General features: G+C 72.4%; 25 protein-coding genes and 1 tRNA gene. 13 read left to right on the forward strand and 13 right to left on the reverse strand.

Annotated elements, in window-relative coordinates:
* Position 1: 1 nt before the first annotated feature.
* The 3 genes from AB0C38_RS08700 to AB0C38_RS08710 form a co-directional block, all read right to left on the reverse strand.
* Entirely contained in the window at positions 2-439 is a 438-nt protein-coding gene (locus AB0C38_RS08700; protein WP_360668789.1) for a MarR family transcriptional regulator, read from the reverse strand.
* Between the two features lie 106 nt (positions 440-545).
* Positions 546-1,751 carry an aminotransferase class V-fold PLP-dependent enzyme gene (locus AB0C38_RS08705; protein ID WP_360669926.1) on the reverse strand — a complete coding sequence of 402 codons (1,206 nt, stop codon included), beginning with the start codon at positions 1,749-1,751 and terminating at the stop codon, positions 546-548.
* Entirely contained in the window at positions 1,748-2,119 is a 372-nt protein-coding gene (locus AB0C38_RS08710; protein ID WP_360668792.1) for a DUF5997 family protein, read from the reverse strand. Before AB0C38_RS08710 ends, AB0C38_RS08705 begins: the two co-directional genes overlap by 4 nt.
* A 42-nt stretch (positions 2,120-2,161) precedes the next feature.
* On the opposite strand from AB0C38_RS08710, the gene AB0C38_RS08715 reads away from it, so the two are divergent.
* Positions 2,162-2,872 (forward strand): substrate-binding domain-containing protein, encoded by a 711-nt coding sequence (locus tag AB0C38_RS08715; RefSeq protein ID WP_360668795.1) that lies wholly within the window; start codon positions 2,162-2,164, stop codon positions 2,870-2,872.
* 28 nt (positions 2,873-2,900) lie between these two features.
* Here the strand turns inward: AB0C38_RS08715 and AB0C38_RS08720 are convergent, their stop codons facing one another.
* Positions 2,901-3,182 (reverse strand): isoamylase, encoded by a 282-nt coding sequence (locus tag AB0C38_RS08720; RefSeq protein ID WP_360668798.1) that lies wholly within the window; start codon positions 3,180-3,182, stop codon positions 2,901-2,903.
* 209 nt (positions 3,183-3,391) lie between these two features.
* Here AB0C38_RS08720 and AB0C38_RS08725 point away from each other — a divergent pair, with 209 nt between their 5' ends.
* On the forward strand, positions 3,392-3,907 hold the full coding sequence (locus tag AB0C38_RS08725; RefSeq protein WP_360668801.1) for a hypothetical protein: 516 nt from the start codon (positions 3,392-3,394) through the stop codon (positions 3,905-3,907).
* Positions 3,908-3,969: 62 nt separating this feature from the next.
* Positions 3,970-4,173, forward strand: coding sequence for a hypothetical protein (locus AB0C38_RS08730; RefSeq protein ID WP_360668803.1), 204 nt, complete (start codon positions 3,970-3,972; stop codon positions 4,171-4,173).
* 88 nt (positions 4,174-4,261) lie between these two features.
* On the opposite strand, the gene AB0C38_RS08735 is transcribed toward AB0C38_RS08730, so the two are convergent.
* Positions 4,262-5,323, reverse strand: a complete 1,062-nt coding sequence (locus AB0C38_RS08735) for a hypothetical protein (RefSeq protein WP_360668806.1) — start codon at positions 5,321-5,323, stop codon at positions 4,262-4,264.
* Positions 5,324-5,445: 122 nt separating this feature from the next.
* On the opposite strand from AB0C38_RS08735, the gene AB0C38_RS08740 reads away from it, so the two are divergent.
* The 3 genes from AB0C38_RS08740 to AB0C38_RS08750 are packed head-to-tail and all read left to right on the forward strand — an operon-like array spanning position 5,446 to position 7,838.
* A complete protein-coding gene (locus tag AB0C38_RS08740; protein WP_360668809.1) occupies positions 5,446-6,417 on the forward strand; it encodes a hypothetical protein in 972 nt (323 codons plus the stop codon).
* Between the two features lie 33 nt (positions 6,418-6,450).
* The gene (locus AB0C38_RS08745; RefSeq protein ID WP_360668812.1) at positions 6,451-7,242 is read left to right on the forward strand and encodes a metalloregulator ArsR/SmtB family transcription factor; all 792 of its coding nucleotides are present in this window, start codon (positions 6,451-6,453) and stop codon (positions 7,240-7,242) included.
* The gene (locus tag AB0C38_RS08750; protein WP_360668814.1) at positions 7,239-7,838 is read left to right on the forward strand and encodes a dihydrofolate reductase family protein; all 600 of its coding nucleotides are present in this window, start codon (positions 7,239-7,241) and stop codon (positions 7,836-7,838) included. The genes AB0C38_RS08745 and AB0C38_RS08750 overlap by 4 nt, the downstream gene beginning before the upstream one ends.
* A gap of 116 nt (positions 7,839-7,954) precedes the next feature.
* Here AB0C38_RS08750 and AB0C38_RS08755 read toward each other — a convergent pair.
* Positions 7,955-8,028: transfer RNA gene (locus AB0C38_RS08755), tRNA-Ile, on the reverse strand.
* 188 nt (positions 8,029-8,216) lie between these two features.
* On the opposite strand from AB0C38_RS08755, the gene AB0C38_RS08760 reads away from it, so the two are divergent.
* The gene (locus tag AB0C38_RS08760; protein WP_360668817.1) at positions 8,217-8,492 is read left to right on the forward strand and encodes a hypothetical protein; all 276 of its coding nucleotides are present in this window, start codon (positions 8,217-8,219) and stop codon (positions 8,490-8,492) included.
* 15 nt (positions 8,493-8,507) lie between these two features.
* Here the strand turns inward: AB0C38_RS08760 and AB0C38_RS08765 are convergent, their stop codons facing one another.
* Entirely contained in the window at positions 8,508-8,675 is a 168-nt protein-coding gene (locus tag AB0C38_RS08765; RefSeq protein WP_360668819.1) for a hypothetical protein, read from the reverse strand.
* 77 nt (positions 8,676-8,752) lie between these two features.
* Here AB0C38_RS08765 and AB0C38_RS08770 point away from each other — a divergent pair, with 77 nt between their 5' ends.
* On the forward strand, positions 8,753-9,739 hold the full coding sequence (locus AB0C38_RS08770; protein ID WP_360668822.1) for a teichoic acid biosynthesis protein C: 987 nt from the start codon (positions 8,753-8,755) through the stop codon (positions 9,737-9,739).
* Positions 9,740-9,743: 4 nt separating this feature from the next.
* Here the strand turns inward: AB0C38_RS08770 and AB0C38_RS08775 are convergent, their stop codons facing one another.
* Entirely contained in the window at positions 9,744-10,265 is a 522-nt protein-coding gene (locus AB0C38_RS08775; RefSeq protein WP_360668825.1) for a dihydrofolate reductase family protein, read from the reverse strand.
* A gap of 58 nt (positions 10,266-10,323) precedes the next feature.
* Positions 10,324-11,298, reverse strand: a complete 975-nt coding sequence (locus AB0C38_RS08780) for a bile acid:sodium symporter family protein (protein WP_360668828.1) — start codon at positions 11,296-11,298, stop codon at positions 10,324-10,326.
* Between the two features lie 96 nt (positions 11,299-11,394).
* On the opposite strand from AB0C38_RS08780, the gene AB0C38_RS08785 reads away from it, so the two are divergent.
* Positions 11,395-12,228, forward strand: a complete 834-nt coding sequence (locus AB0C38_RS08785; RefSeq protein WP_360668831.1) for a LysR substrate-binding domain-containing protein — start codon at positions 11,395-11,397, stop codon at positions 12,226-12,228.
* On the opposite strand, the gene AB0C38_RS08790 is transcribed toward AB0C38_RS08785, so the two are convergent.
* Positions 12,225-13,223, reverse strand: a complete 999-nt coding sequence (locus AB0C38_RS08790; RefSeq protein ID WP_360668834.1) for a DJ-1/PfpI family protein — start codon at positions 13,221-13,223, stop codon at positions 12,225-12,227. The two genes, AB0C38_RS08785 and AB0C38_RS08790, sit on opposite strands and share 4 nt — an antisense overlap.
* A gap of 122 nt (positions 13,224-13,345) precedes the next feature.
* Here AB0C38_RS08790 and AB0C38_RS08795 point away from each other — a divergent pair, with 122 nt between their 5' ends.
* Entirely contained in the window at positions 13,346-13,936 is a 591-nt protein-coding gene (locus AB0C38_RS08795; RefSeq protein ID WP_360668836.1) for an isochorismatase family protein, read from the forward strand.
* A 4-nt stretch (positions 13,937-13,940) separates the two neighbouring features.
* Here the strand turns inward: AB0C38_RS08795 and shbA are convergent, their stop codons facing one another.
* Together shbA and AB0C38_RS08805 are read right to left on the reverse strand one after the other, a co-directional pair.
* Positions 13,941-14,537, reverse strand: coding sequence for an RNA polymerase sigma factor ShbA (shbA, locus tag AB0C38_RS08800; protein WP_360669929.1), 597 nt, complete (start codon positions 14,535-14,537; stop codon positions 13,941-13,943).
* A 146-nt stretch (positions 14,538-14,683) separates the two neighbouring features.
* Positions 14,684-15,172, reverse strand: a complete 489-nt coding sequence (locus AB0C38_RS08805) for a sigma-70 family RNA polymerase sigma factor (protein WP_360668839.1) — start codon at positions 15,170-15,172, stop codon at positions 14,684-14,686.
* Between the two features lie 699 nt (positions 15,173-15,871).
* Between AB0C38_RS08805 and AB0C38_RS08810 the strand changes: the two genes are divergently transcribed.
* On the forward strand, positions 15,872-16,135 hold the full coding sequence (locus AB0C38_RS08810) for a WhiB family transcriptional regulator (protein ID WP_360668842.1): 264 nt from the start codon (positions 15,872-15,874) through the stop codon (positions 16,133-16,135).
* Positions 16,136-16,348: 213 nt separating this feature from the next.
* On the opposite strand, the gene AB0C38_RS08815 is transcribed toward AB0C38_RS08810, so the two are convergent.
* Positions 16,349-17,326 carry an RNA polymerase subunit sigma-70 gene (locus AB0C38_RS08815; RefSeq protein ID WP_360668845.1) on the reverse strand — a complete coding sequence of 326 codons (978 nt, stop codon included), beginning with the start codon at positions 17,324-17,326 and terminating at the stop codon, positions 16,349-16,351.
* Between the two features lie 40 nt (positions 17,327-17,366).
* Between AB0C38_RS08815 and AB0C38_RS08820 the strand changes: the two genes are divergently transcribed.
* Both AB0C38_RS08820 and AB0C38_RS08825 read left to right on the forward strand, forming a co-directional pair.
* Positions 17,367-18,107 carry an SDR family NAD(P)-dependent oxidoreductase gene (locus tag AB0C38_RS08820; protein WP_360668848.1) on the forward strand — a complete coding sequence of 247 codons (741 nt, stop codon included), beginning with the start codon at positions 17,367-17,369 and terminating at the stop codon, positions 18,105-18,107.
* Between the two features lie 198 nt (positions 18,108-18,305).
* A complete protein-coding gene (locus AB0C38_RS08825) occupies positions 18,306-19,505 on the forward strand; it encodes an LCP family protein (RefSeq protein ID WP_360668851.1) in 1,200 nt (399 codons plus the stop codon).
* Positions 19,506-19,509 lie beyond the last annotated feature (4 nt).

Raw genomic sequence — 19,509 nt, forward strand, 5'->3', positions numbered from 1 at the left:
TTCAGGGATCCAGTGGGGTGTCGAGGAGGAGGGTGAGTTCGCGGCTCAGCGCCGCGGTGCGCTCGCCGTCCCGGCCGCCGAGCGGCGCGAGGAGCCGGTCGAGCAGCTCGGCCACGGTCGCGATCGCCGGCTCGACCACTTCGCGGCCGCGTCGGGTCAGGGTCAGCCGGATGGTCCTCGTGTCGGCGGTGTCGCGGGTGCGTTCGACGAGACCGTCGGTGTCGAGGGTGCGTGCGAGCTTGGAGACGTAGAGGGCTTCGAGTCCGGTGTGGTCGGCGAGTTCCCGCTGGCTCGGGGTCGTTCCGGCGCGTTCCAGGCCGAAGAGCGAGGACAGGAAGACGTACTGGGCATGCGTCAGCCCGACCGGCGCGAGGGCGCGGTCGACGGCCACCCGCCACTTCATCGAGAGTCGCCAGACCAGGTGCCCCGGAGTGCTCATGCCAGATATAGTACATGGCTACTAAGTACATGGCTACTATCCGGACGTCATGAACGACTCGTTCATGCCGTCCGGCGACATGAACGAGTCGTTCATGACCTTCGAGTCAGGCGGCGAGCTCGCGGATGCGGTCCATGGCCGCGCGCACCTCGGTGAAGCCGGTGGTGAGCGGGCTCAGCCCGACGCGGATGCCGTCGGGACGGCGGAAGTCGATCAGCACGCCGTTCTCGATGAGGACGCGGGAAAGCCGTTCGGCGTCCGGGTGCCGGAGGGTGACGTGCCCGCCGCGGCGGGCGTCCTCGCGCGGCGAAGCCACCGTGAAGCCGAGCGGGACGAGCCACGCGTCGGCGAGGGCGAGCACCCAGCGGCCCAGCGCGACGGCCTTCGCCCGTACGCGCTCGATCCCGGCCTCGGCCAGCAGTGCGACGCCTTCCTGGACACCCACCATGCCGAGCACCGGCGGCGTGCCGGACAACGCGCGGCGGATGCCCGGCGCGGGCACGTAGTGCTCGGCCATGCCGAACGTGTCGGCCGCGCCCATCCAGCCGGTGATCGGCTGCCCGAACTCCGCGTGGTGGCGCGAGTTCACGTAGAGGAACGCGGGCGCGCCGGGCCCGGCGTTGAGGAACTTGTACGTGCAGCCGACGGCGAAGTCGGCGTCGCCGGCGTCCAGCTCGACCGGGATCGAGCCGACGCTGTGGCAGAGGTCCCAGACGGTGAGGGCGCCGCGGTCGTGCACCAGCCGCGTGATCCCGGCGAGGTCGGCGATCGCGGCGGAGCGGTAGTCCACATGGGACAGGACGACGGCCGCGGTCCGCGGCCCCGTGACGGCCGCGACGGCGTCGGCGCCGACGCCGTCGGACTCGATCCACCGCACCGTGTGGCCGAGTTCGGCGGCGACGCTCTCGACGAGGAACCGGTCGGTGGGGAAGTTGGCGGAGTCGGTGACGATCTCGTCGCGTCCCGGCCGGAGCGCGGCCGCCGCGCGCAGCGTCTTGTACAGGCACACCGACGTCGAGTCGGCGACGATGGTCTGGCCGGGGGCGGCGCCGAGCGCGACGCGGCCCAGCTCGTCGCCGATCCGTTCCGGGAGCTCGAGCCAGCGCTCTTCCCAGGACCGGATCAGCCGGGCGCCCCACTGGTCGGCGACGAGCTCCTGAAGCCGTTCGGCGGTCGCGCGCAGGGGACGGCCCAGCGAGTTCCCGTCGAGGTAGGCGACCACGCCGGGGTCGGTGATCGGGACGAACCGGTCCCGGAACGCCGCCAGCTCGTCGGCGGCGTCGAGGCGCTGCGCTTCTTCGAGCGTGGTCAGTGCTCCTTCTCCTTGACCCGCACGGTTTCCTTGCGCACCTCGGCCTGGGTGGCGCGTTCCCGCGCCAGCCAGTCGGGGTTCTCGGTCTTCAGCTCGTCGATCTGCTCGGTGGTGAGCGCTTCGGTGATCCCGCCGCGGGTGAGGCCGCCGATGGAGACGCCCAGCTTCGCCGCGACGACCGGCCGCGGGTGCGGGCCGGTGCGGCGCAGCTCGCGCAGCCACTCGGGCGGCTCGGCCTGCAGCGCGTTCAGCTCGTCGCGCGAGACGACGCCCTCCTGGAACTCCGGGGGCGTGGCTTCGAGGTACACACCCAGCTTCTTCGCCGCGGTCGCGGGCTTCATCGTCTGGGCGGTCTTGTGCGACGTCATGCCGTCCAGGGTAGCCAGCGCCCCGCCCGGTAGCCTGACCCGGTGACCTCGTTCCGTCTCGCGTACGTCCCGGGTGCGACGCCCGCCAAGTGGGTGCGGACGTGGAGCGAGCGGCAGCCCGGCGTGCCGCTGGAGCTGGTCCCGGTCGCCGCGGCCGACGCGACGGACCTGGTCCGCTCGCGCGGCGCGGACGCGGCCCTGCTGCGGTCCCCGATCGACCGCGACGGCCTCCACGCGATCCCGCTCTACACGGAGACGACGGTGGTCGTGGTCGCCAAGGACCACCTGGTCGCCGCCGCGGACGAAGTGTCCACAGCGGACCTGGCGGACGAGGTCGTGCTGCAGCCCCTGGACGACACGATCGAGTGGCCTTCGCTGCCGGGCCGGCCCGCGCTCTCGCGCCCCGAGACGACGGCGGACGCGATCGAGCTGGTGGCGGCCGGGGTGGGCGTGCTGGTCGTGCCGCAGTCCCTGGCCCGCCTGCACCACCGCCGCGACCTGACCTACCGGACGCTCACGGACGCACCGCAGTCGAGCGTCGCGCTGTCGTGGCTCGAAGACGAGACGACGGACCTGATGGAGACGTTCATCGGGATCGTGCGCGGGCGCACGGTCAACAGCACGCGCGGACGCCCGCCCGCGGCGGAGGAACGCAAGCGCCCGGAACGCAAACCGCCGGCGAAGTCGGCCGGGAAGCCGGCTCGGCGGACCGGTGGCGCCCCGAAGCGGGGAAAACCGCGCCGGAAGTCCTGACCCGGAGCCGAACCGGAGGTCCCGTGCCTCAGTTCGTCGCGTAGACGCAGTTGCCGTCCATCCGGTCCGGCAGGTCGGGGTCGTCGAACCAGAAGCCGTTCTCGCCGAGGTACCGGAACTCGAGCACCGTGCCCGGCGGCACCTCCACCGACGCCGAACGGCGGCCGTTGGAGCGCGTGGTCAGGTGGTGGCGGCCGGGCGTCCAGTCGTTGAACGAGCCCACGACGCTCACTCGCCCGGGCGGGGCCGCGGCGGGGAGGCTGAACGTCACTCGCTGGGTGCCGGCCCGGCTCTTGCTGGTCTTGATCACGCGGTGATGGCCTTTCTGGAAGAGGAAAAACGAGGGGGACGTGCTCGGCACTGAGCGCCGACATGATCGCACAACTGTGACGATTTGGTCACGCCGAGTGCCCAAAGGAGTTACAACGCCGCTCAACGGTTCGCCTCCGACCGGGTGGTCCTGCGGCGATTCATGATCATCTTGCTGCCGGACGTGCCTTCAGGTGCAAAACTGGCGCCGTGACCGTCACCGTCGATCGTCATGTCAAAGACCCGTGCGCCTGGCTCGGCGCCGTCACCGACGACCTCGCCGCCGCACTGCCGGCCGACACGCGAGGGGTGCTCCTGACCGTGTGGGACGGGCTGGTCGCCGCCCGGCTCACCGGGCTGCACGCCGCCGCGGCTTCGCCTCGTTGGCGGGCCCGGCAGCGCCACGCCGAAGCGGCCGAGTTCGACCTCGCCGTCCAGCTGGCGGGCAGCTGCACCGTCGGCCCCGGCCTGGCCATCCCGGCCGGGCTGCCCGGGGCCGCGGTCGCCTGGTCGGTCGAGCGGGCCGACGCCGCCGTCGCCGCGATCATCTCCTTCTGCGCCACCGCGGAAACGATGCTGCGGCGGGCGGGCGAGCTGACCCCGGTGTGGGAGGACAGCCTGCTCGGGCCGGTCGCGCTGACCCGCTGGCTGGCCGACTCCTGGACGGGCCGCCACACCGGCTGCCCGCTGCGGCTCCCGGTGCCCCCGCCGTCGTGGTGGCGTTGAGCGCCGTCCGTCAGGGGAAGGCTGGGCCGGCCGAACCCGGCGCCGGGCGAAAGGAGGCCGGGGTGGCCGGATCAGCTGTCCCGCCCACGAGACTCCCGCAGGCGACGCGCGCGGACGTGCGCGCGGTCCTGCTGGCCGAGCTGGTGTCCGTCGAGACCCGGGCCGGAGCCGCGGGCTGCCCACCGGAGGTCCTGTTCGACGTCCTGGACGCGCGCCTGCGTTCAGCGGCCGCGGGCGGTCCGGATCCCGTCGGCGAGGCTGGCTAGCCGGGCCGTGTTCGACGGCCGAGGGCAACCGCGACGGCGAGGGTGGCTGATCCGCCCGCGCCCGGAGGGCCGCCGCGTGCGGCCGCGTTCAGCGGCCGAGCACGGCCAGGACCGTCGTCACGATCCGGGCGAGCCGGGCCTCGTCGGCGAGGGCGGTGGCCAGCCAGTCGTCGCGGGGAGATCCGTTGTGCGGCAAGCGGTCGAGCGCGCTGCCGGCCGATCCGAACACGCGCCGGACGACCGTGGTGACCGCCGCCGCGGGGTCTTCGCCGCGGTCCAGCCGGGCCTCGATCGCGCGCAGCGCCCGGTCGGCCAGGCCGGCGAGCCGGGCGTCGTCGGATTCGTCCGGGCCGACCAGCTGCAGCGGGGCCGGTTCGGCCGCGCCGTCCGCCGGCATCGGCGCGACGGGCGCCCGCTTGTGCCCGAGCGGGCGCTCGACGTGCTCGGCGTGCCACTTCGGCCGGGTGCGCATGGCGGTCAGGACCGTCCGCACCTCGCGGTCGAGCGTGTCGCGCCCGGCCGGCGGCGTCCCGGTGACCTCGGCCCGGCGCGCGGCCCAGCCGTCCAGCGGCCAGAGCTCGGCGCCCGCGGTCGCCGGCACCCCGGCCCACACCAGGATCTGGACGGCGAGGTCGCACAGCCACCGGTCGCCACCGAGAGCTTCGCCGAGCCAGGCCGGCAGGCGAGGCCGTTGCAGGGCCCCGATCTCACCGCGCCGTCGCCGGTGCGCGTCGACCGTCGCCGGGCTCAGCCGGGTCGTCAGCCAGCCGTCGAAGTTGGCGATCGGGTCCGTCGCGCGCCGCAGCGCGTGCTCGACGACGGCTTCGACGTCGTCGTGGAAGCGGTCGAGGCAGTCGGGCCGCAGCCATTCGAGCCCGCGGGCGCAGTCCGGGTGCCGGCGCTGCCGTTCCAGGGGCTTGGTGATCCGCGCGAAGACCAGCGGCCAGGCGACGGTGTAGACGGCGCCGCGCAGGCGGGCGAGGTCGCCGGGCGGTGCGGCCGAAGCCGAGCCGGCGAGCCGGCCGTCGCGGGCCAGCCGGCGGACACCCGTGACGTCCGCCGGCCCGATGGGCGCGTGCGTGGTGTCGAGCAACCCGTCCTCCCCGATGCCGTCGACGGGAAAATGGTGGGTCAGCCGGGGAACCGGCAACGGCCGCCCGCGGGCCGAATCACGGGGGAACTGGCCATCCGCTGGCCACCCGGGGAATCACCTGATCGGCGCAGCCCGTGCCGCCGATCGCGCGGAAGTCCGCGTGCCACAATCGAAATCCCATGGCACACGAGGACGGGTTGCTCCGCGAGCTCACCACTTTGCGGCGCGGCTGGGGGCTGGAGGCCGAACGGCTGCGCGCCCGGCTCGGGCCGCTCGTTTCCGGCTGGTGCGAAATCCACCGGACGGCGAACGACCGCGAAGCGCGGCGGGTCCTGCGCGACGCCGTGTCGTCCGCGATCGCGGAGTTCCCGGCCGACGACCGGCTGGCGGTCAACGTCGCGCTGGGCATCGCGCCCGGCGCGCAGCACGCGCTGCTGTCCGACCGGGTGGGGATCCTCGCCGAACAGCTGCGCGTCTCCGAGCGCACGGCGCGGCGCCGGATCGACCGGGCGTTCGCCCGGCTGGCCGCCGAGATCGAGGCCGCCATGCGGCCGGGCGCCGGTACGCCCGACCCGGACCAGGGCTGGTTCGTCAAGCGGCTCAAGGCGCTCGTGCGGCTGGACACCGCCGAGCCGGAGCTGATCGAGGAACGGATGATCGTCGCGACCCGCGACGGGCTGAGCCGGATCTCCGCGCAGTTCACCGTGCCCCGCCTCGAAGACGGCCGCGACGGCGAGCGCCACGTGGCCGCCGACGCCCAGCACGGCGTCCGGATCACCGACGCGAAACGCGTGGGGCAGCGGCACTTCCGCTGGCTGCTCGACCTGCCGCGGCCCCTGGCGCGTGGTGACACCCACACCTACGCGCTGGTGATCCGGATCCGGGACGGGCGGCCCATCCGGCCGTCGTACACGTTCGTGCCGCTGGTGACGTGCGAGTCGTTCACGGTGCGGGTCCGCTTCGACCCGGGGCGGCTGCCGTGGCGGGTGTGGCGGCTCGACCGGGTGCCGTACTCGGTGCTCGCCGACCCGGCCCAGCCGGGGCCGGCGCTCCCGCTCGACGGAGCGTGCGAGGTGGTGCAGGAGTTCGTCGACCCGCAGCTGGGCTACGCCTACGGGCTGCGCTGGCTGGCGACCGAAAATATTCCTTGACTTGAATATTCTTTTAGATGAATAATTAGGGCTATGGACGGGACCGCGGCAGCACTGGGGGACGCGGCGCGGTGGCGTCTCGTCGAGCTTCTCGCCGAGCGTCCCCGGTCCGTCGGGGAGCTGGCCGAGCTGACCGGCCTGCGGCAGCCGCAGACCACCAAGCACCTCCAGACCCTCGCCCGCGCCGGGCTCGTCACGGTGTTCCCGCTCGGGCAGCGTCGCGTCTACGCCCTCGAAGCCGAGCCACTGCTCGCTTTCGCGGGCCGGCTGGCGGATTTGGCGAAGGCGACCGAAGCGCACGAGGGGGAGCGGGACGCCGTCACGCGGTACCGCGTGGCCGTCGAAGAGGACACCGCGGCCGCGGACCGGGACCGGTGGGCGGACGGGCGGGAGTTCGCGTTCGAGCGCGTGGTCGCCGTGCCGCGGGAGGTCGTCTGGCGGCACTGGACCGACCCGGCGCTGCTGGCGTCGTGGTGGGTGCCGCCGTCGATGACGGTCACTGCCTGCGTCCTCGAGCCACGGCTCGGCGGGCGAGCGGTGCTCGCCTACCGCGACGCCGACGGCGAGTACCACTCCGAAGGGTGGGTCCGCCTCGCCGACGAGCCCGGGCGGCTCGCGTTCGACCTCGCGGTGACGGGCGAGGCGTCCTTCACCGGCCACTACGACCTCGAGCTCGCGCCGGTGCCCGGCGGCACCCGGTTGCGGCTCGGCTTGCGCATCACCGCGACGACGGTCGGGGCCGTCTCCGCCATCGCCGGGATCGAAACCGGCTGGGTCCAGGTGCTCGACCACCTCACCGACGTGCTCCTCCAAGGAAAGGCTTGACCACCATGACCGTTCGCCGAGTCACCGCGAACCTGAGCTTGACGCTCGACGGGCGCTACCACGGCCCCGGCGGACCCGGCGACATGGGCGCGATCGTTTCGTACGCGACGACCGAGGTCGCGCGGCGCTACCTGACGCGGATCTGGGAGGGGGCGACGACGGCGGTGCTCGGCCGCCGCAACGCGGAGGGCTTCCTGGGTTTCTGGCCGACGGTCGCCGCCGACGAGAACGCGGACCCGCGTGACCGCGGTTACGCGAAGTGGCTGGTGGACGCGGAAAAGGTGGTGTTCTCGACGACCTTGGCCGAGGCGCCGTGGGAGCGCACCCGGGTGGTGAACGCTCCGGCCGCGGACGTCGTCGCGGACCTGAAGACCACCGGATCGGGTGACATTCTGGTCAACAGCAGCGCGAGCGTCATCAAGGCGCTGCTGGCGGCGGACTTGATCGACCGGCTGTACTTGATGGTCTGCCCCGAAATCGCGGGCGGCGGGCCCCGGTTGTTCGAGGACGGCCTGCCGGCGTCGAAGTGGCTCCTGGCCCACCACGAAACGGGCGAGCTGGGGGAGACGGCCCTGGTCTACGACCGCGCCCGCTGAGGTCCTTTGTGGACAGCGAAACGGGACCACCACGTGCCCGGTGGTTGTCCCCCGGGTGGATACTGCGGGCACTGGGAGCAATCCCGGAGGGATTGCGAACAGCAATCCCCGCCTCGTGGGGCGGGCGGGGCTCGAACCCGCGGCCAAGGGATTATGAGTCCCCTGCTCTAACCAACTGAGCTACCGCCCCCTGGCCCCGGCGCGCAGGCGGCACGGGGATTTGCATTTGCACAGAAGACTCAGTTCGCTTCAAGTTATCACAGGGGCCCATTCGGGGAGATCCGGTAGGCCAAACAGGTTGAAGTGGCGACCGACCGGCCCAGTCTCGTCTAGGTTGCAGGGGCGTCACCGCTGAACGGAACGGCGGGAGGGTGAGCGATGGTCACGGCACCGCGAGCCGTCCCCCACGGGCCGCACGCACTTCGGTTGGCGCTGCTGGACGCACTGACCGCCGGGGCGGGCCTGGGCTACCTGGCACACCAGTACCGGGAGGCGCTCGTGGCGAACCTCGCGGCCATCGGCCTCGCCCTGTTGTTCGCGTTCGTGCTGGGCTACGCGATCCGCGCGGCGGCGCGAGTCCTGCGCCGAGCGAACCGCCGCGTGGACGCGATTTTCGCCGAGGAACTGCGGAAGCCGTCGCCCCGGCCCCGGTGAAGACGCGGATTCCGCTCAGCTGCCCGAGGTGGTCGGGAAAGACGGCGGCTCCGATGGACCGTAAGCCGCGTAGGTGAACCAGATCTGGCCGAACGTCTTCGGCGTGTTCAGCGACACCGCGATCGCCTCCGGCACCTTGCCGAGGCCGTGGGTCACGGTGCAGAAGCCGTTGCCGTCGGTCACGCAGGTCGCCTGCGCCGCCTGGACGATCGGCGCCGGTTTGTACGGCGCGTGTAGGCCGCGGGTGCAGTCTGCGTCCCATGAACCCGAACCTGACCATCGCCGGCCGGACGCTGTCGCGGCGCTCGCTGTTCCGCGCGGGAGCCGTGACCGCCGCCGCGCTCGGTGCCGGTGCCGTGTTCGCCGGGACCGCCGCCGGCGCCGATGGTGTGCCCGCTTCGCCCTACTTCGACATCACCCAGCCCTCGTACGACCTCTTCCGCGGCAAGCTGCTCCACGAGTCGCACCACGTCATGCAGGGCTTCGCCTTCGACAACGTCAACCGGCGCCTCTTCGTCGTCCAGGCGCAGAACGGCACCTCCGGCGACGACCTCTGCGTCAACCAGCTCAGCTTCAGCGGCGAGCTGCTCGGCTCGATGCACCTGGCGCACGCCGGGCACGGCGTGTCGATCGGGGTGGAGCCCGTCGGCACCGCGTCCTACATCTGGATGGAGTGCGACGCCGACGGCACCACGACCGACGCGCGCGGCACCGCCTTGGCGCGCTTCAAGTTCGTCAACGGCGGGACGCCGTCGGTGAAGAAGTTCCTCACCGGCAGCAAGACCATCACCTGCGCCACCGATCCCGTCTACCAGCGGATCGCCGTGCGCCGCAGCGAAGGCGGCAAGATGTGGTACAGCGTCTTCCCCCTCGCGAGCGCCGCCGCCGGGGACTTCTCCACGCCGCTGGCGCACTTCCCGCAGCCCGCGCTGAGCACGGGAAGCGTGGTCTTCCAGGGCTACACCGTCTTCGGCGACCAGCTGTACACATTGGACGGTCAGGGCCACGCCGACGCCGCGGACATCGACTCCTACGTGACGCGCGTCGACATGAACACCGGCACGGTGAAGAGCCGCGCGCTGACGAAGGCCGGCCAGTCGCTCGTCTACCGCGAACCGGAGGGCATGGCGGTCTACCGCACCGCGGACGGCGAAACCCGGCTCTTCCTCGGCTTCGGCTCGCGCAGCAGCCTGGACAACATCAACCGCTACGCCAACATCTTCTACAAGAACGTCCTGGTGGGGTGACGACTCACGCCACCCGGTACCAGCAGTTGCCGATCGGTCCGGCGCTGCTCAGGTCCAGGGGCTCGAGCCGCACCCGCGTGCCGCCGGGGTGGTCGAACAGCCGGACGCCGTCGCCGAGCAGGACCGGCGCCACGTGCACCAGCACCTCGTCCAGCAGCCCGGCTTCCAGACAGCGCCGGGCCGTCGTGGCGCCCAGCACCGCGACGTACCCGTCCCCGGCCGCCGCGGACGCCGCTGCCACGGCTTTGCCGAGGTCGTCGACCAGGGTGAAGCCCGGCGACGGCGCCGCCGAGCGGGTCACCACGAAGATCGGGCCTTCCCAGCGGCCGCCGTACACCTTGCCCTCCGCCGTCGTCGCCGGCGCGTAGGTGCGGTGCCCCATCACCACCGCCCCGATCCCGCCGATCACCCGCTCGACGACCGGGTTCGGCCCGGGGTGCAGGCCGGAGAGCCACGTCATGTCGTCGGCGGGGCCGGCGACGAAGCCGTCGAGGGACATCGTGATGTGGTAGAGGACCTTGGCCATGGTGCCTTCCGGTAGCGGGTCACCGGTACCGACGCGAGTGGCCGGGAAAACTCATCGGTCAGGCCGGGACGAGCTCCTCCGCCCCGGCGGCGGCGTACCGGCGGGCCAGCGTCGCGCAGACGATCAGCTGGATCTGGTGGAACAGCATCAGCGGCAGCACGATCAGCCCCACCTGCGCGTGCCCGAACAGGACCGTCGCCATCGGCAGGCCGCTGGCCAGGCTCTTCTTCGACCCGCAGAACACGATCGTGATGCGGTCGACGCGGGCGAAGCCCAGCACGCGGGCACCCCAGCCGGTCGCGCCCAGCACCGCCGCGAGTAGCACGCAGCAGACGACCACCAGAACGAGCAGGTGGCCCACGTCGAGCCGGTGCCAGATGCCCTCGACCATGCCCGCGCTGAACGCCGTGTAGACGACCAGCAGGATCGACCCGCGGTCGAACAGCTTGAGCGGCGCCGAATTGCGCGTGATCCAGGCGCCGATCCAGCGGCGCGCGAGCTGTCCCGCGACGAACGGCGCGAGCAGCTGCAGCACGATCCCGAGCACGGCCGAACCGTCGACGCCGGCGCCGTCCCCCGACAGCAGCAGCGCCACCAGCAGCGGCGTGAGCACGATCCCGGCCAGGTTGGACAGCGACGCGCTGCAGATCGCCGCCGCGACGTTGCCGCGGGCGATCGAGGTGAACGCGATCGACGACTGGACGGTCGAGGGCAGCACGGCCAGGAACAGCACCCCGGCCGCGAGCTGGGCGGGCAGCACCGACGACGGCAGCAGGAACAGCGCCAGGCCGAGCAGCGGGAACAGGACGAACGTCGCGGCGAGCACGACCGCGTGCAGCCGCCAGTGCCGCAGCCCCTCCAGGGCCTCCTGCGTGGACAACCGGGCGCCGTACAAGAAGAACAGCAACCCGACGGCGATCGTCGTGGCGGTGCTGAAGCCGTCGGCTACGACGCCCGAAGCGGGCAGGAGGGTGGCGACACCCACCGTGGCGAGGATGGCGACGACGAACGGGTCGAGACGAAATCGGGACATGGGTCTCCTTCCCCGGCAATTCTCCGCGACGCCGTGCTCATTGTGAACCCCGATGACCGGACTGACTGTCATCGCGAATCGCGATAAAGTGGCCGGGTGCTGGACCCTCGCCTGTGCCGTTCGTTCCTCGCCGTCGCCGAGACGCGCAGTTTCACCGCGGCCGCGCGGCGGCTGGGGGTCGGCCAGCCGACGGTCAGTCAGCACGTCCGGCGTCTGGAGCGTGATTCGGGCGGGCTGCTCTTCGCGCGCGACACCCACACCGTCGAGCTCACCGCGCGCGGGCAGGCGATGCTGGGCTTCGCGCAGACCGTCGTCGACACCGAAGAGCGGGCCGAGCGGCACTTCCGCGGCGCCGAGCTGCGCGGCCGCGTGCGCTTCGGCGTCTCGGAGGACTTCGCGCTCGGCGAGCTGCCGGAGATCCTGCACCGGCTGCGCCGCAGCCACCCGCTGGTGGACGTCGAGCTGACCGTCGAGCTGTCGGACGTCCTCGCGCAGCGGCTGCGCGCCGGTCAGCTGGACCTGGTGCTGGGCAAGCGCCGCCCGGGCGCCCACCACGGCCGGCTGCTCTGGCGGGAGCCCCTGGTCTGGATCGGCTCGGCCGCGACGGTGCTGGAGCCCGGCCAGCCGGTGCCGCTGGTGCAGTACCCGATGCCGTCGATCACGCGGCAGCTCGCCGTGGAGTGCCTCGAACGCGCCGGCCTGGAGTGGCGGGCCGCGTGCCAGACGTCGAGCCTCACCGGCCTGCGGGCCGCGGCGGCGGCCGGGCTCGGCGTCACCCTGCACGCGCGCAGCCTGGTGCCCGGCGACCTCCTCGAGCTCGACGGCCTGCCTGAGCCCGGCGACATCGAGTTCATGCTGCTGGCCCGCGAATCCATGGAGGGCCCGGCCGCGGCTCTGGAGGAGTTCGTCCTGGACAGCGTGCGGCGCTAGGCCACGTCCGGGGTGATCCGGAACCGCTCCCGGTACTCGCCCGGCGTCGTGTTCACCGTCCGGCGGAAGGCCCGGGTCAGCGTGGACACCGTGCCGAAACCGCAGGTCCCGGCGATCCGCGAGAGCGTGTCGTCCGTGGTTTCCAGCTGCTGCCGGGCCGCTTCGACCCGCGCGTGTCCGACGTAGGCCGCGGGTGTCATGCCCAGCTCGGCCTTGAACACCCGCGTGATCTGTCGGTCGGTCAGGTGGACCCGGGCGGCGAGGCCGGCCACCGTCAGCTCGTCGGCGAGGTGGGCGGCGATGTACTGGCGCAGCTCGTCGACGCGCCGGGTCGCGGACGCCGGCTCGACACCCACGCTGAACTGGCTCTGCCCGCCCGGCCGCCGGAGGAACATGACGAGCTGACGGGCGACCCGGGACGCCGGTCCGGGGCCGAAGTCGTCCGCGACCAGCGCCAGGGCGAGGTCCAGGCAGGCACTCAGCCCGGCTCCGGTCCACACGTCGCCGTCGCGGATGAAGATCGGGTCGGCGTCGACCGTGACCTCGGGGTGGTCCGCGGCGAGCTGCCGGGCGGTGGACCAGTGCGTGGTGGCGCGCTTGCCGTCGAGCAGCCCGGCCGCCGCCAGCAGGTGCGCCCCGACGCAGACGGACGCCACCCGGCGGGCCTGGCCGGCCAGCCGGCGCACGGTCTCGACCACCGCCGGGTCGCACCGGGCGACGATCTCCCGGTTCTCCCCGACGGTCACCGCGCCCGGCACGACCAGGCTGTCGATCGGCGTGCCGGCCAGCTCCGCGAAGGTGATGTCGGGCAGCACGCGCACCCCGGCGGAGGTGGTCACCGGGTCCGGCGTCTCGGCGGCGAGGAGCACGCGGTAGCCGGCCGGGGAGTCCAGTTCCCGGTGCAGCAGCGAGAAAACCTCGGCGGGACCGGTGACGTCGAGCAGGTCGATCCGGTCGAAGAGGACGACGACGACCAGCCGGTCGGGGTGTTCCACGGTGCTCCGTTCCACGCATGTCGGTTTCTGCGTCGAGCATGTCATTGCCGACACTCACGGCCGAGCATAGCGTCGGTGGTGCCCGGGCAAGCCGGACGAACACCGCGAAAGGACATCCGAACATGGCGAGGACGACGTTGCGTGAGCTGAACGGGCTCGACGGGACTCCGGCCGCACTGGCCGGCTCGACGCTGATCCTGGTCGACTACCAGAACACCTACACCCGCGGCGTGATGGAGCTCGACGGGTGGCGGCCCGCGCTGGCCGCGGCCGAGGACCTGCTCGCCGCGGCCCGGGCCGCGGGGACGACGGTGATCCACGTCGTCAACGACGGCGGCGAGGGCACGCCGTACGACGTGCGGGCCGAGATCGGCGGCATCCACCCGGCGCTCGCCCCCGCCGAGGGCGAGCCGGTGGTGGTCAAGAAGGTGCCGAACGCCTTCGTGGAAACCGATCTCGGGGCGCGGGTCGACGCCGCCGGGCACGAGGACGTGGTCATCGCCGGGTTCATGACCAACATGTGTGTCACGTTCACCGCCGAGGGCGCGTTCCTGCGCGGCAACTGCCCCACCGTCGTCGCCGACGCCTGCGCCACCCGGCCGCTGGCGACCCCGGTCGCCGCGGTGACCGCCGAGGAACTGCACCACGGCGCGCTGGCGACCATCGCCGACCTGTACGGCGTGGTCGTTCCCGGCGTCGCGGACCTGCGGTAGCCGGCTACTCCTCTTCGCCGGTCAAGAGTCTTCGGAGCCGCGCGAGCGCGCGGTGCTGGGCGACGCGGACGGCGCCCGGGGTCGAGCCCACCGCCCCGGCCGTCTCCTCCGCGGACAGCCCGACGACCACCCGCAGCACGACGATCTCCCGCTGCTTCGCGGGCAGCACGTCCAGCAGCCGCGCCAGCCGTTCGTTCAGCTCGAACCGCAGGGCCCGCTGCTCCGGGCCGTCCGCTTCGGACACGCCGTCGGGGACCTCGGGGACGGGGTCGGAGCGGTTGCGGGCCGCCGCGCGGTGGGCGTCGGCGACCTTGTGCTGGGCGATGCCGTAGACGAACGCGAGGAACGGGCGGCCCTGGTCGCGGTAGGACGGCAGCGCGGTCAGCACGGCCACGCACACCTCCTGGGCGACGTCGTCGGCCGAGGCGAACGACCGTTCGTGCCGGCCGACGCGAGCCCGGCAGTAGCGCACCACCAGCGGCCGGATGGTGGCGAGCAGGCGGGCGGTCGCCGCGTCGTCGCCGGCGATCGCGTCGGCGACCGGCTCGTCGTGGCTCCGCCAGTGCGGGGGGAACGCCTCCGGGGGCTGCGACGCGGCTATCTCGCGGACGAGGGCGCGGCTGCGCACCCGGAGCAGGGTGCCCTCCACGTCGAGGCCGACGCGCAGCGAGTCGTGCAGCGCGGCGTTGGACTCCCGCAGCAGCTCGGTGATCGCGGGGTCCCCGTACTCGGTTGCCGGCATGGTGCTCACCCTTCCCTGTCCCGCTGGTCGCCGGGTCGTGCGGCCCGGTGGCGCCTGAGGCGTTCCCGCACGTGGCGGAGGTTGGAGCGGACGGTCGCGGGGGCGATGCGCAGCGCCGTCGCGATCTGTGTGGGCGTGAAGCCGTCGAGGGACCAGGCGAGGACCATCCGCTGCTGGCCGGGGAGGGAGGTGAGCAGGTCGAGGAGCCCCGCGTGCTGGTCGACCAGGGCGGCCAGCTTCTCGTCGTCGTGCGGGTCGCCCGCCGGCGTCCAGTCCGCGCGGGCGTCGTCCACCGCGTCGAGCAGCCGGCCGGCGACCCGGCGGACCCAGGCCCGCGGGTCTTCGAGGGGCGGCCACGCCTCCAGCGCGAGCACCATCGCCTCGGCGGCGATGTCGCGGGCCAGCTCGGCCTCGAACCCGGCTTTGCACAGGAACGCCACGAGCGGCGGGAAGTCGGCGCGGAAGAACGCGTCGAAATCGTCGTCAGCCCACACGGACCCCTCACCACCCCTCGCCTCCACTGGAACAAGTGCAGTGAGGTGACCGCTACGTGTAACGATTCGATCAAGACTGCTCGGTAGGAGTAATGCACTGCTCCGGATCGGTGACGACCGGTGACGAATGGGCGCGGGCATCTCGGGTACCCGGTCCCGATGACCCAGCGAGCTACGACGAACAGACGGCCGCCGCGCTCGGCGAAGGGGCGCAGTACCTCCTCGGGCGAGCGCGGCGAGAACCTGAGACGCGTGCGCGAGGCCGCGAACGGCGAATTCCGGACACTGCCGGCTGCGGCGAAGGTGCCGCGGCTCGGGCCGGGATCTTCACCCGCGAGGTTGGTCGGAGTACCGGCCGCACCTGGACCGGAAAGCCTTACGGGGTCCGGAAAAGCTCGGCCTGCCGGCGTAGCCGGAGCGGCTCGCGAAGCTCGTCGATCCGGTCGAGCCGGCGCACCTCGCCGCGGGCCGCGCCGGAGCCCGATCTCGCCGATCGGGTGACGTGATCGACATCGAGATCCCGGGAAGAAAGGCGTACTCTCACGTGTTGCAGTCTTGGTTGCCCGGAGGGTGAGCCGGGGACCGAAGCCAAAACCCCTTGACCGACGCGGATACGCTCGCGCGTCCACCGCGGTCAAGTCGGTTGACGCGTCACGACAATGGGAAACAAGTAGAAGCAGAGGGAGGTGAACGAAGGAAATGGAAGCCACGATGACGGGCTGGGCGGAACTCGCGGCCTGCAAGGACGAGGACCCGGAACTGTTCTTCCCGATCTCCACGGTGGGACCCGGCGCCCGGCAGGAGGCGCAGGCCAAGGCCGTGTGCGCGCGCTGCCCGGTGCGGTCCGAGTGCCTGGGCTACGCGCTCGACAACGGTCTCGACCACGGTGTTTTCGGCGGGACCACCGCCGAGGACCGACGCCGGCTGGCGCGCACCGCGCCGCAGCGGCACCGAGCGGCCTGACCCGCCGCCGGTGACCTCTTCCCGGCGGCCAGGAAGACGAACACCGAAATCGGAAGAATTTCTTTCCGGCTGGTGTGCGCCCGGGCGGGTGATTCCCCGTGAATCACCCGCCCGGGCTTTTTCACGCCGTTCACGGGTGATCGATGCACTACTGAATGCGCGCACCGGTCATCGGTGCGCGATGACGGTTGTGGCGACCCGGGGTCATCGTGCTCACCCCTCGCGCCAGATCTCCGGAAGGCCCCACGCCGCCGCCGGGACGGACTCGAAGGCGGCCAGGTCCGTGATCAGCCCGTGCTCGATCGTCAGCAGGGACACCCCGAACCAGCGGTACTCGTCCGCACCCGGGTGCCGGAGCCAGGTCGCCACCGCGGGCTGGCGGTTGGCGCGCGTCGCCCGCATCCGGAAGCGGCCGACGCAGTGCGGGGAAGCCGGGTCGAGCGACAGGGACAGCGCGTGGACGATCGCGGCCGCGCTGGCGAACCACAGGTCGTACGGCGGCATGACGGCGCGGGCGTCTTCGTGCAGCAGCCGCGCGACCGCCTGGGGGTCGCCCTGTTCGTAAGCCGCGATGAACCTCTTGAGCAGCGCGGTTTCCCCGGCCGTCGGATCGCCGGCCGTCCACTCGGCACGGCGCGCGGGCAGCCGTTCACGCAGCGTCGCGCGGGCCCGCTGCAGGGCGCTGTTCGCCGACGCGACGCTCGTCTCCAGTAGGTCCGCGGTCTCCTTGGCCGACCAGCCGAGGACGTCGCGCAGGACGAGGGCCGCCCGCTGCCGTGGCGGCAGGTACTGGACGGCGGCGAGGTAGGCGAGCTCGATGGTCTCCCGCTCGACGACGGCGGCGTCCGGGCCGGCCTCGTCCAGCAGCCGGTCCGGGTACGGCTCGAGCCACGGCAGGTCGACGGCCGAGATGGGGCCGGCGGGCTCCCCGGCGGGCCCGAGCTGATCGGGCAGCACCCGCCGCGGCCGCCGCGCGAGGACGTCGAGGCAGGCGTTGGTCGCGATCCGGTACAGCCACGTCCGCACACTGGCCCGGCCTTCGAACCGGTCGCGGGCCTTCCAGGCGCGCAGGAAGGTCTCCTGGGCGAGGTCTTCGGCATCGCTCAGCGAGCCGAGCATCCGGTAGCAGTGCACCTGGATCTCACGCCGATGCCGTTCGACGACCGTCTCGAAGTCCGGAGCATGACCCACCCGGGCACGCTAGCGCACCCGGGGCTGGAAGACTGCCCGCGTGAGCGGAACGGTGCTGGTACTCGGCGGACGCAGTGAGATCGGACTGGCCGTGGCGCAACGCCTGGCCGGGGACCACCGGCGGTTCGTGCTGGCCGCCCGCCCGGGTGCGGACCTGACCGCCGCCACGACCACTCTGCGCGAAGCCGGTGCCGAAACCGTCGAGACGGCCGAGTTCGACGCCGACGACCTCGCCGCCCACGGTCCCTTCCTCGAGAAGGTCGCCGCCGAGCACGGGTCCGTCGACGTCGTCGTGCTCGCCTTCGGCATCCTCGGCGACCAGGCCCGCGCCGAAGAAGACGCCACTCACGCCACCGCGATCGTGCACACCGACTACGTCGCCCAGGTCGGCGTGCTGACCCACGCCGCGAACCTGCTCCGCGCCCAGGGGCACGGCAGCCTCGTCGTGTTCTCGTCGGTCGCCGGGGTCCGCGTGCGGCGCGCCAACTACGTGTACGGCTCGGCGAAGGCCGGCCTCGACGGCTTCGCGAGCGGCCTCGCCGACGCACTGCACGGCTCCGGCGTCCACCTCCTGCTCGTCCGACCCGGCTTCGTCATCGGGCGGATGACCGAGGGCATGAGCCCGGCGCCGTTCTCGAGCACGCCGGACCAGGTGGCCGACGCGACCGTCGCCGCGCTGCGCAAGCGCCGCGCGGTCGTCTGGGTGCCCGGCGTACTCCGTCCGGTGTTCTTCGGGATGCGCTTGCTGCCGCGCGCGGTCTGGCGCCGCATGCCGCGCTGACTGTGGCCACGGCCACAGCGCGTTCTCGTGTGCGCGCCGGTACTTTCCGTCGCGAAATCGGCCGATCGGCTCGATTCAGCTCGGCCGATCGGGCAACGTCACGAGGTTTCAACAAGTTTCTCAGCTGATTCCCAGCTAACCCGGTGATCCTCGAAGGCGGGGTCGGAGGTTCACCACAGGGAAGCAAGGGGAAGTGTCGTGCTGCTGTCGTCCCGGGGGCGCCGCATCGGCGGGCGGGTCGCGCTCGGCGTCGTGTCGGCGCTGGTGCTCGGCGCCACCGGGTACGCGTGGTCGCAGCTGAGCAAGCTGGACGACGGCCTCGTCACCGCCAACGTCATCGCGCCGTCGGCCCAGGTCGACGACGAGGACTCGATCCCCGGCGAGCCGCTCAAGGTCGCGCAGAACGTTCTGCTCGTCGGGATCGACGCGCGTACCGACGCGTACGGCAACCCGTTGCCCCAGAACGTGCTCGACGCGCTGCACGCCGGGAGCGGCGACGACGGCGGCGACACCACCGACACGATGATCGTGGTCCACATCCCGGCGGGCGGCGCCGCGGCGACGGCGATCTCGATCCCGCGTGACTCCTATGTGGACATCGCGAGCGGCTACGGCAAGCACAAGATCAACTCGGCGTACAGCCGCGGCAAGAACGCCGCGATGTCCGGGCTGCGCGCCCAGGGCCTGTCCGGCGCGCAGCTGGAAGTGGCTTCGAACGAGATGGGCGCGAAGACCGCGATCCAGACGGTGGAGAAGTTCACCGGGCTGACGATCAACCACTACGCGGCCATCAACCTCGCCGGCTTCGACGCGCTGTCGCAGGCCGTCGGCGGCGTCGAGGTCTGTCTCAAGGCACCGGTGCACGACAGCTACTCCGGCGCGGACTTCGCGGCCGGGCCGCAGACGCTGTCCGGGGCGCAGGCGCTCGCGTTCGTCCGGCAGCGCCACGGCCTGGCCAACGGCGACCTCGACCGGATCGCCCGGCAGCAGGCGTTCCTGTCCGGGATGGCGAAAAAGGTACTGAGCGCGGGCACGTTCACCAGCCTGTCGAAGCTCTCCGCGCTGGTCGACGCCGTGCAGGGGTCCGTGGTGCTGGACCAGGGCTGGGACGTGCTGAGCTTCGCGCAGCAGCTGCGGGGGATGAGCTCGGGAGCGATCGCGTTCGCCACGATCCCGGTGCAGAGCCTCTCGCTGGCCACGCCGTCCGACGGCGACGCGGTGAAGGTCGACCCGGGGCAGGTCCAGCAGTTCGTGCGCACGGCGATCAGCACGCCCGCGGTGCAGGCCTCGGGCGACGACACCGGCGGCGGCGTGAAGCCGGTGGCGGCGACCACGACGACGTCCACGCCGGGCAGCAAGCAGCCGGCGACCTCGACGGCCGCCGGCTGCGTGAACTGAGTGC

It is taken from the genome of Amycolatopsis sp. NPDC048633 (genome assembly GCF_040650695.1).
Taxonomy (GTDB): domain Bacteria; phylum Actinomycetota; class Actinomycetes; order Mycobacteriales; family Pseudonocardiaceae; genus Amycolatopsis.

Coding starts and splice junctions, on each gene's coding strand:
- AB0C38_RS08700 (WP_360668789.1), bottom strand. CDS start 439: ATGAGCACTCCGGGGCACCTGGTCTGGCGACTCTCGATGAAGTGGCGG.
- AB0C38_RS08710 (WP_360668792.1), bottom strand. CDS start 2,119: ATGACGTCGCACAAGACCGCCCAGACGATGAAGCCCGCGACCGCGGCG.
- AB0C38_RS08740 (WP_360668809.1), top strand. CDS start 5,446: ATGGCACACGAGGACGGGTTGCTCCGCGAGCTCACCACTTTGCGGCGC.
- AB0C38_RS08745 (WP_360668812.1), top strand. CDS start 6,451: ATGGACGGGACCGCGGCAGCACTGGGGGACGCGGCGCGGTGGCGTCTC.
- AB0C38_RS08760 (WP_360668817.1), top strand. CDS start 8,217: ATGGTCACGGCACCGCGAGCCGTCCCCCACGGGCCGCACGCACTTCGG.
- AB0C38_RS08770 (WP_360668822.1), top strand. CDS start 8,753: ATGAACCCGAACCTGACCATCGCCGGCCGGACGCTGTCGCGGCGCTCG.
- AB0C38_RS08775 (WP_360668825.1), bottom strand. CDS start 10,265: ATGGCCAAGGTCCTCTACCACATCACGATGTCCCTCGACGGCTTCGTC.
- AB0C38_RS08780 (WP_360668828.1), bottom strand. CDS start 11,298: ATGTCCCGATTTCGTCTCGACCCGTTCGTCGTCGCCATCCTCGCCACG.
- AB0C38_RS08795 (WP_360668836.1), top strand. CDS start 13,346: ATGGCGAGGACGACGTTGCGTGAGCTGAACGGGCTCGACGGGACTCCG.
- AB0C38_RS08810 (WP_360668842.1), top strand. CDS start 15,872: ATGGAAGCCACGATGACGGGCTGGGCGGAACTCGCGGCCTGCAAGGAC.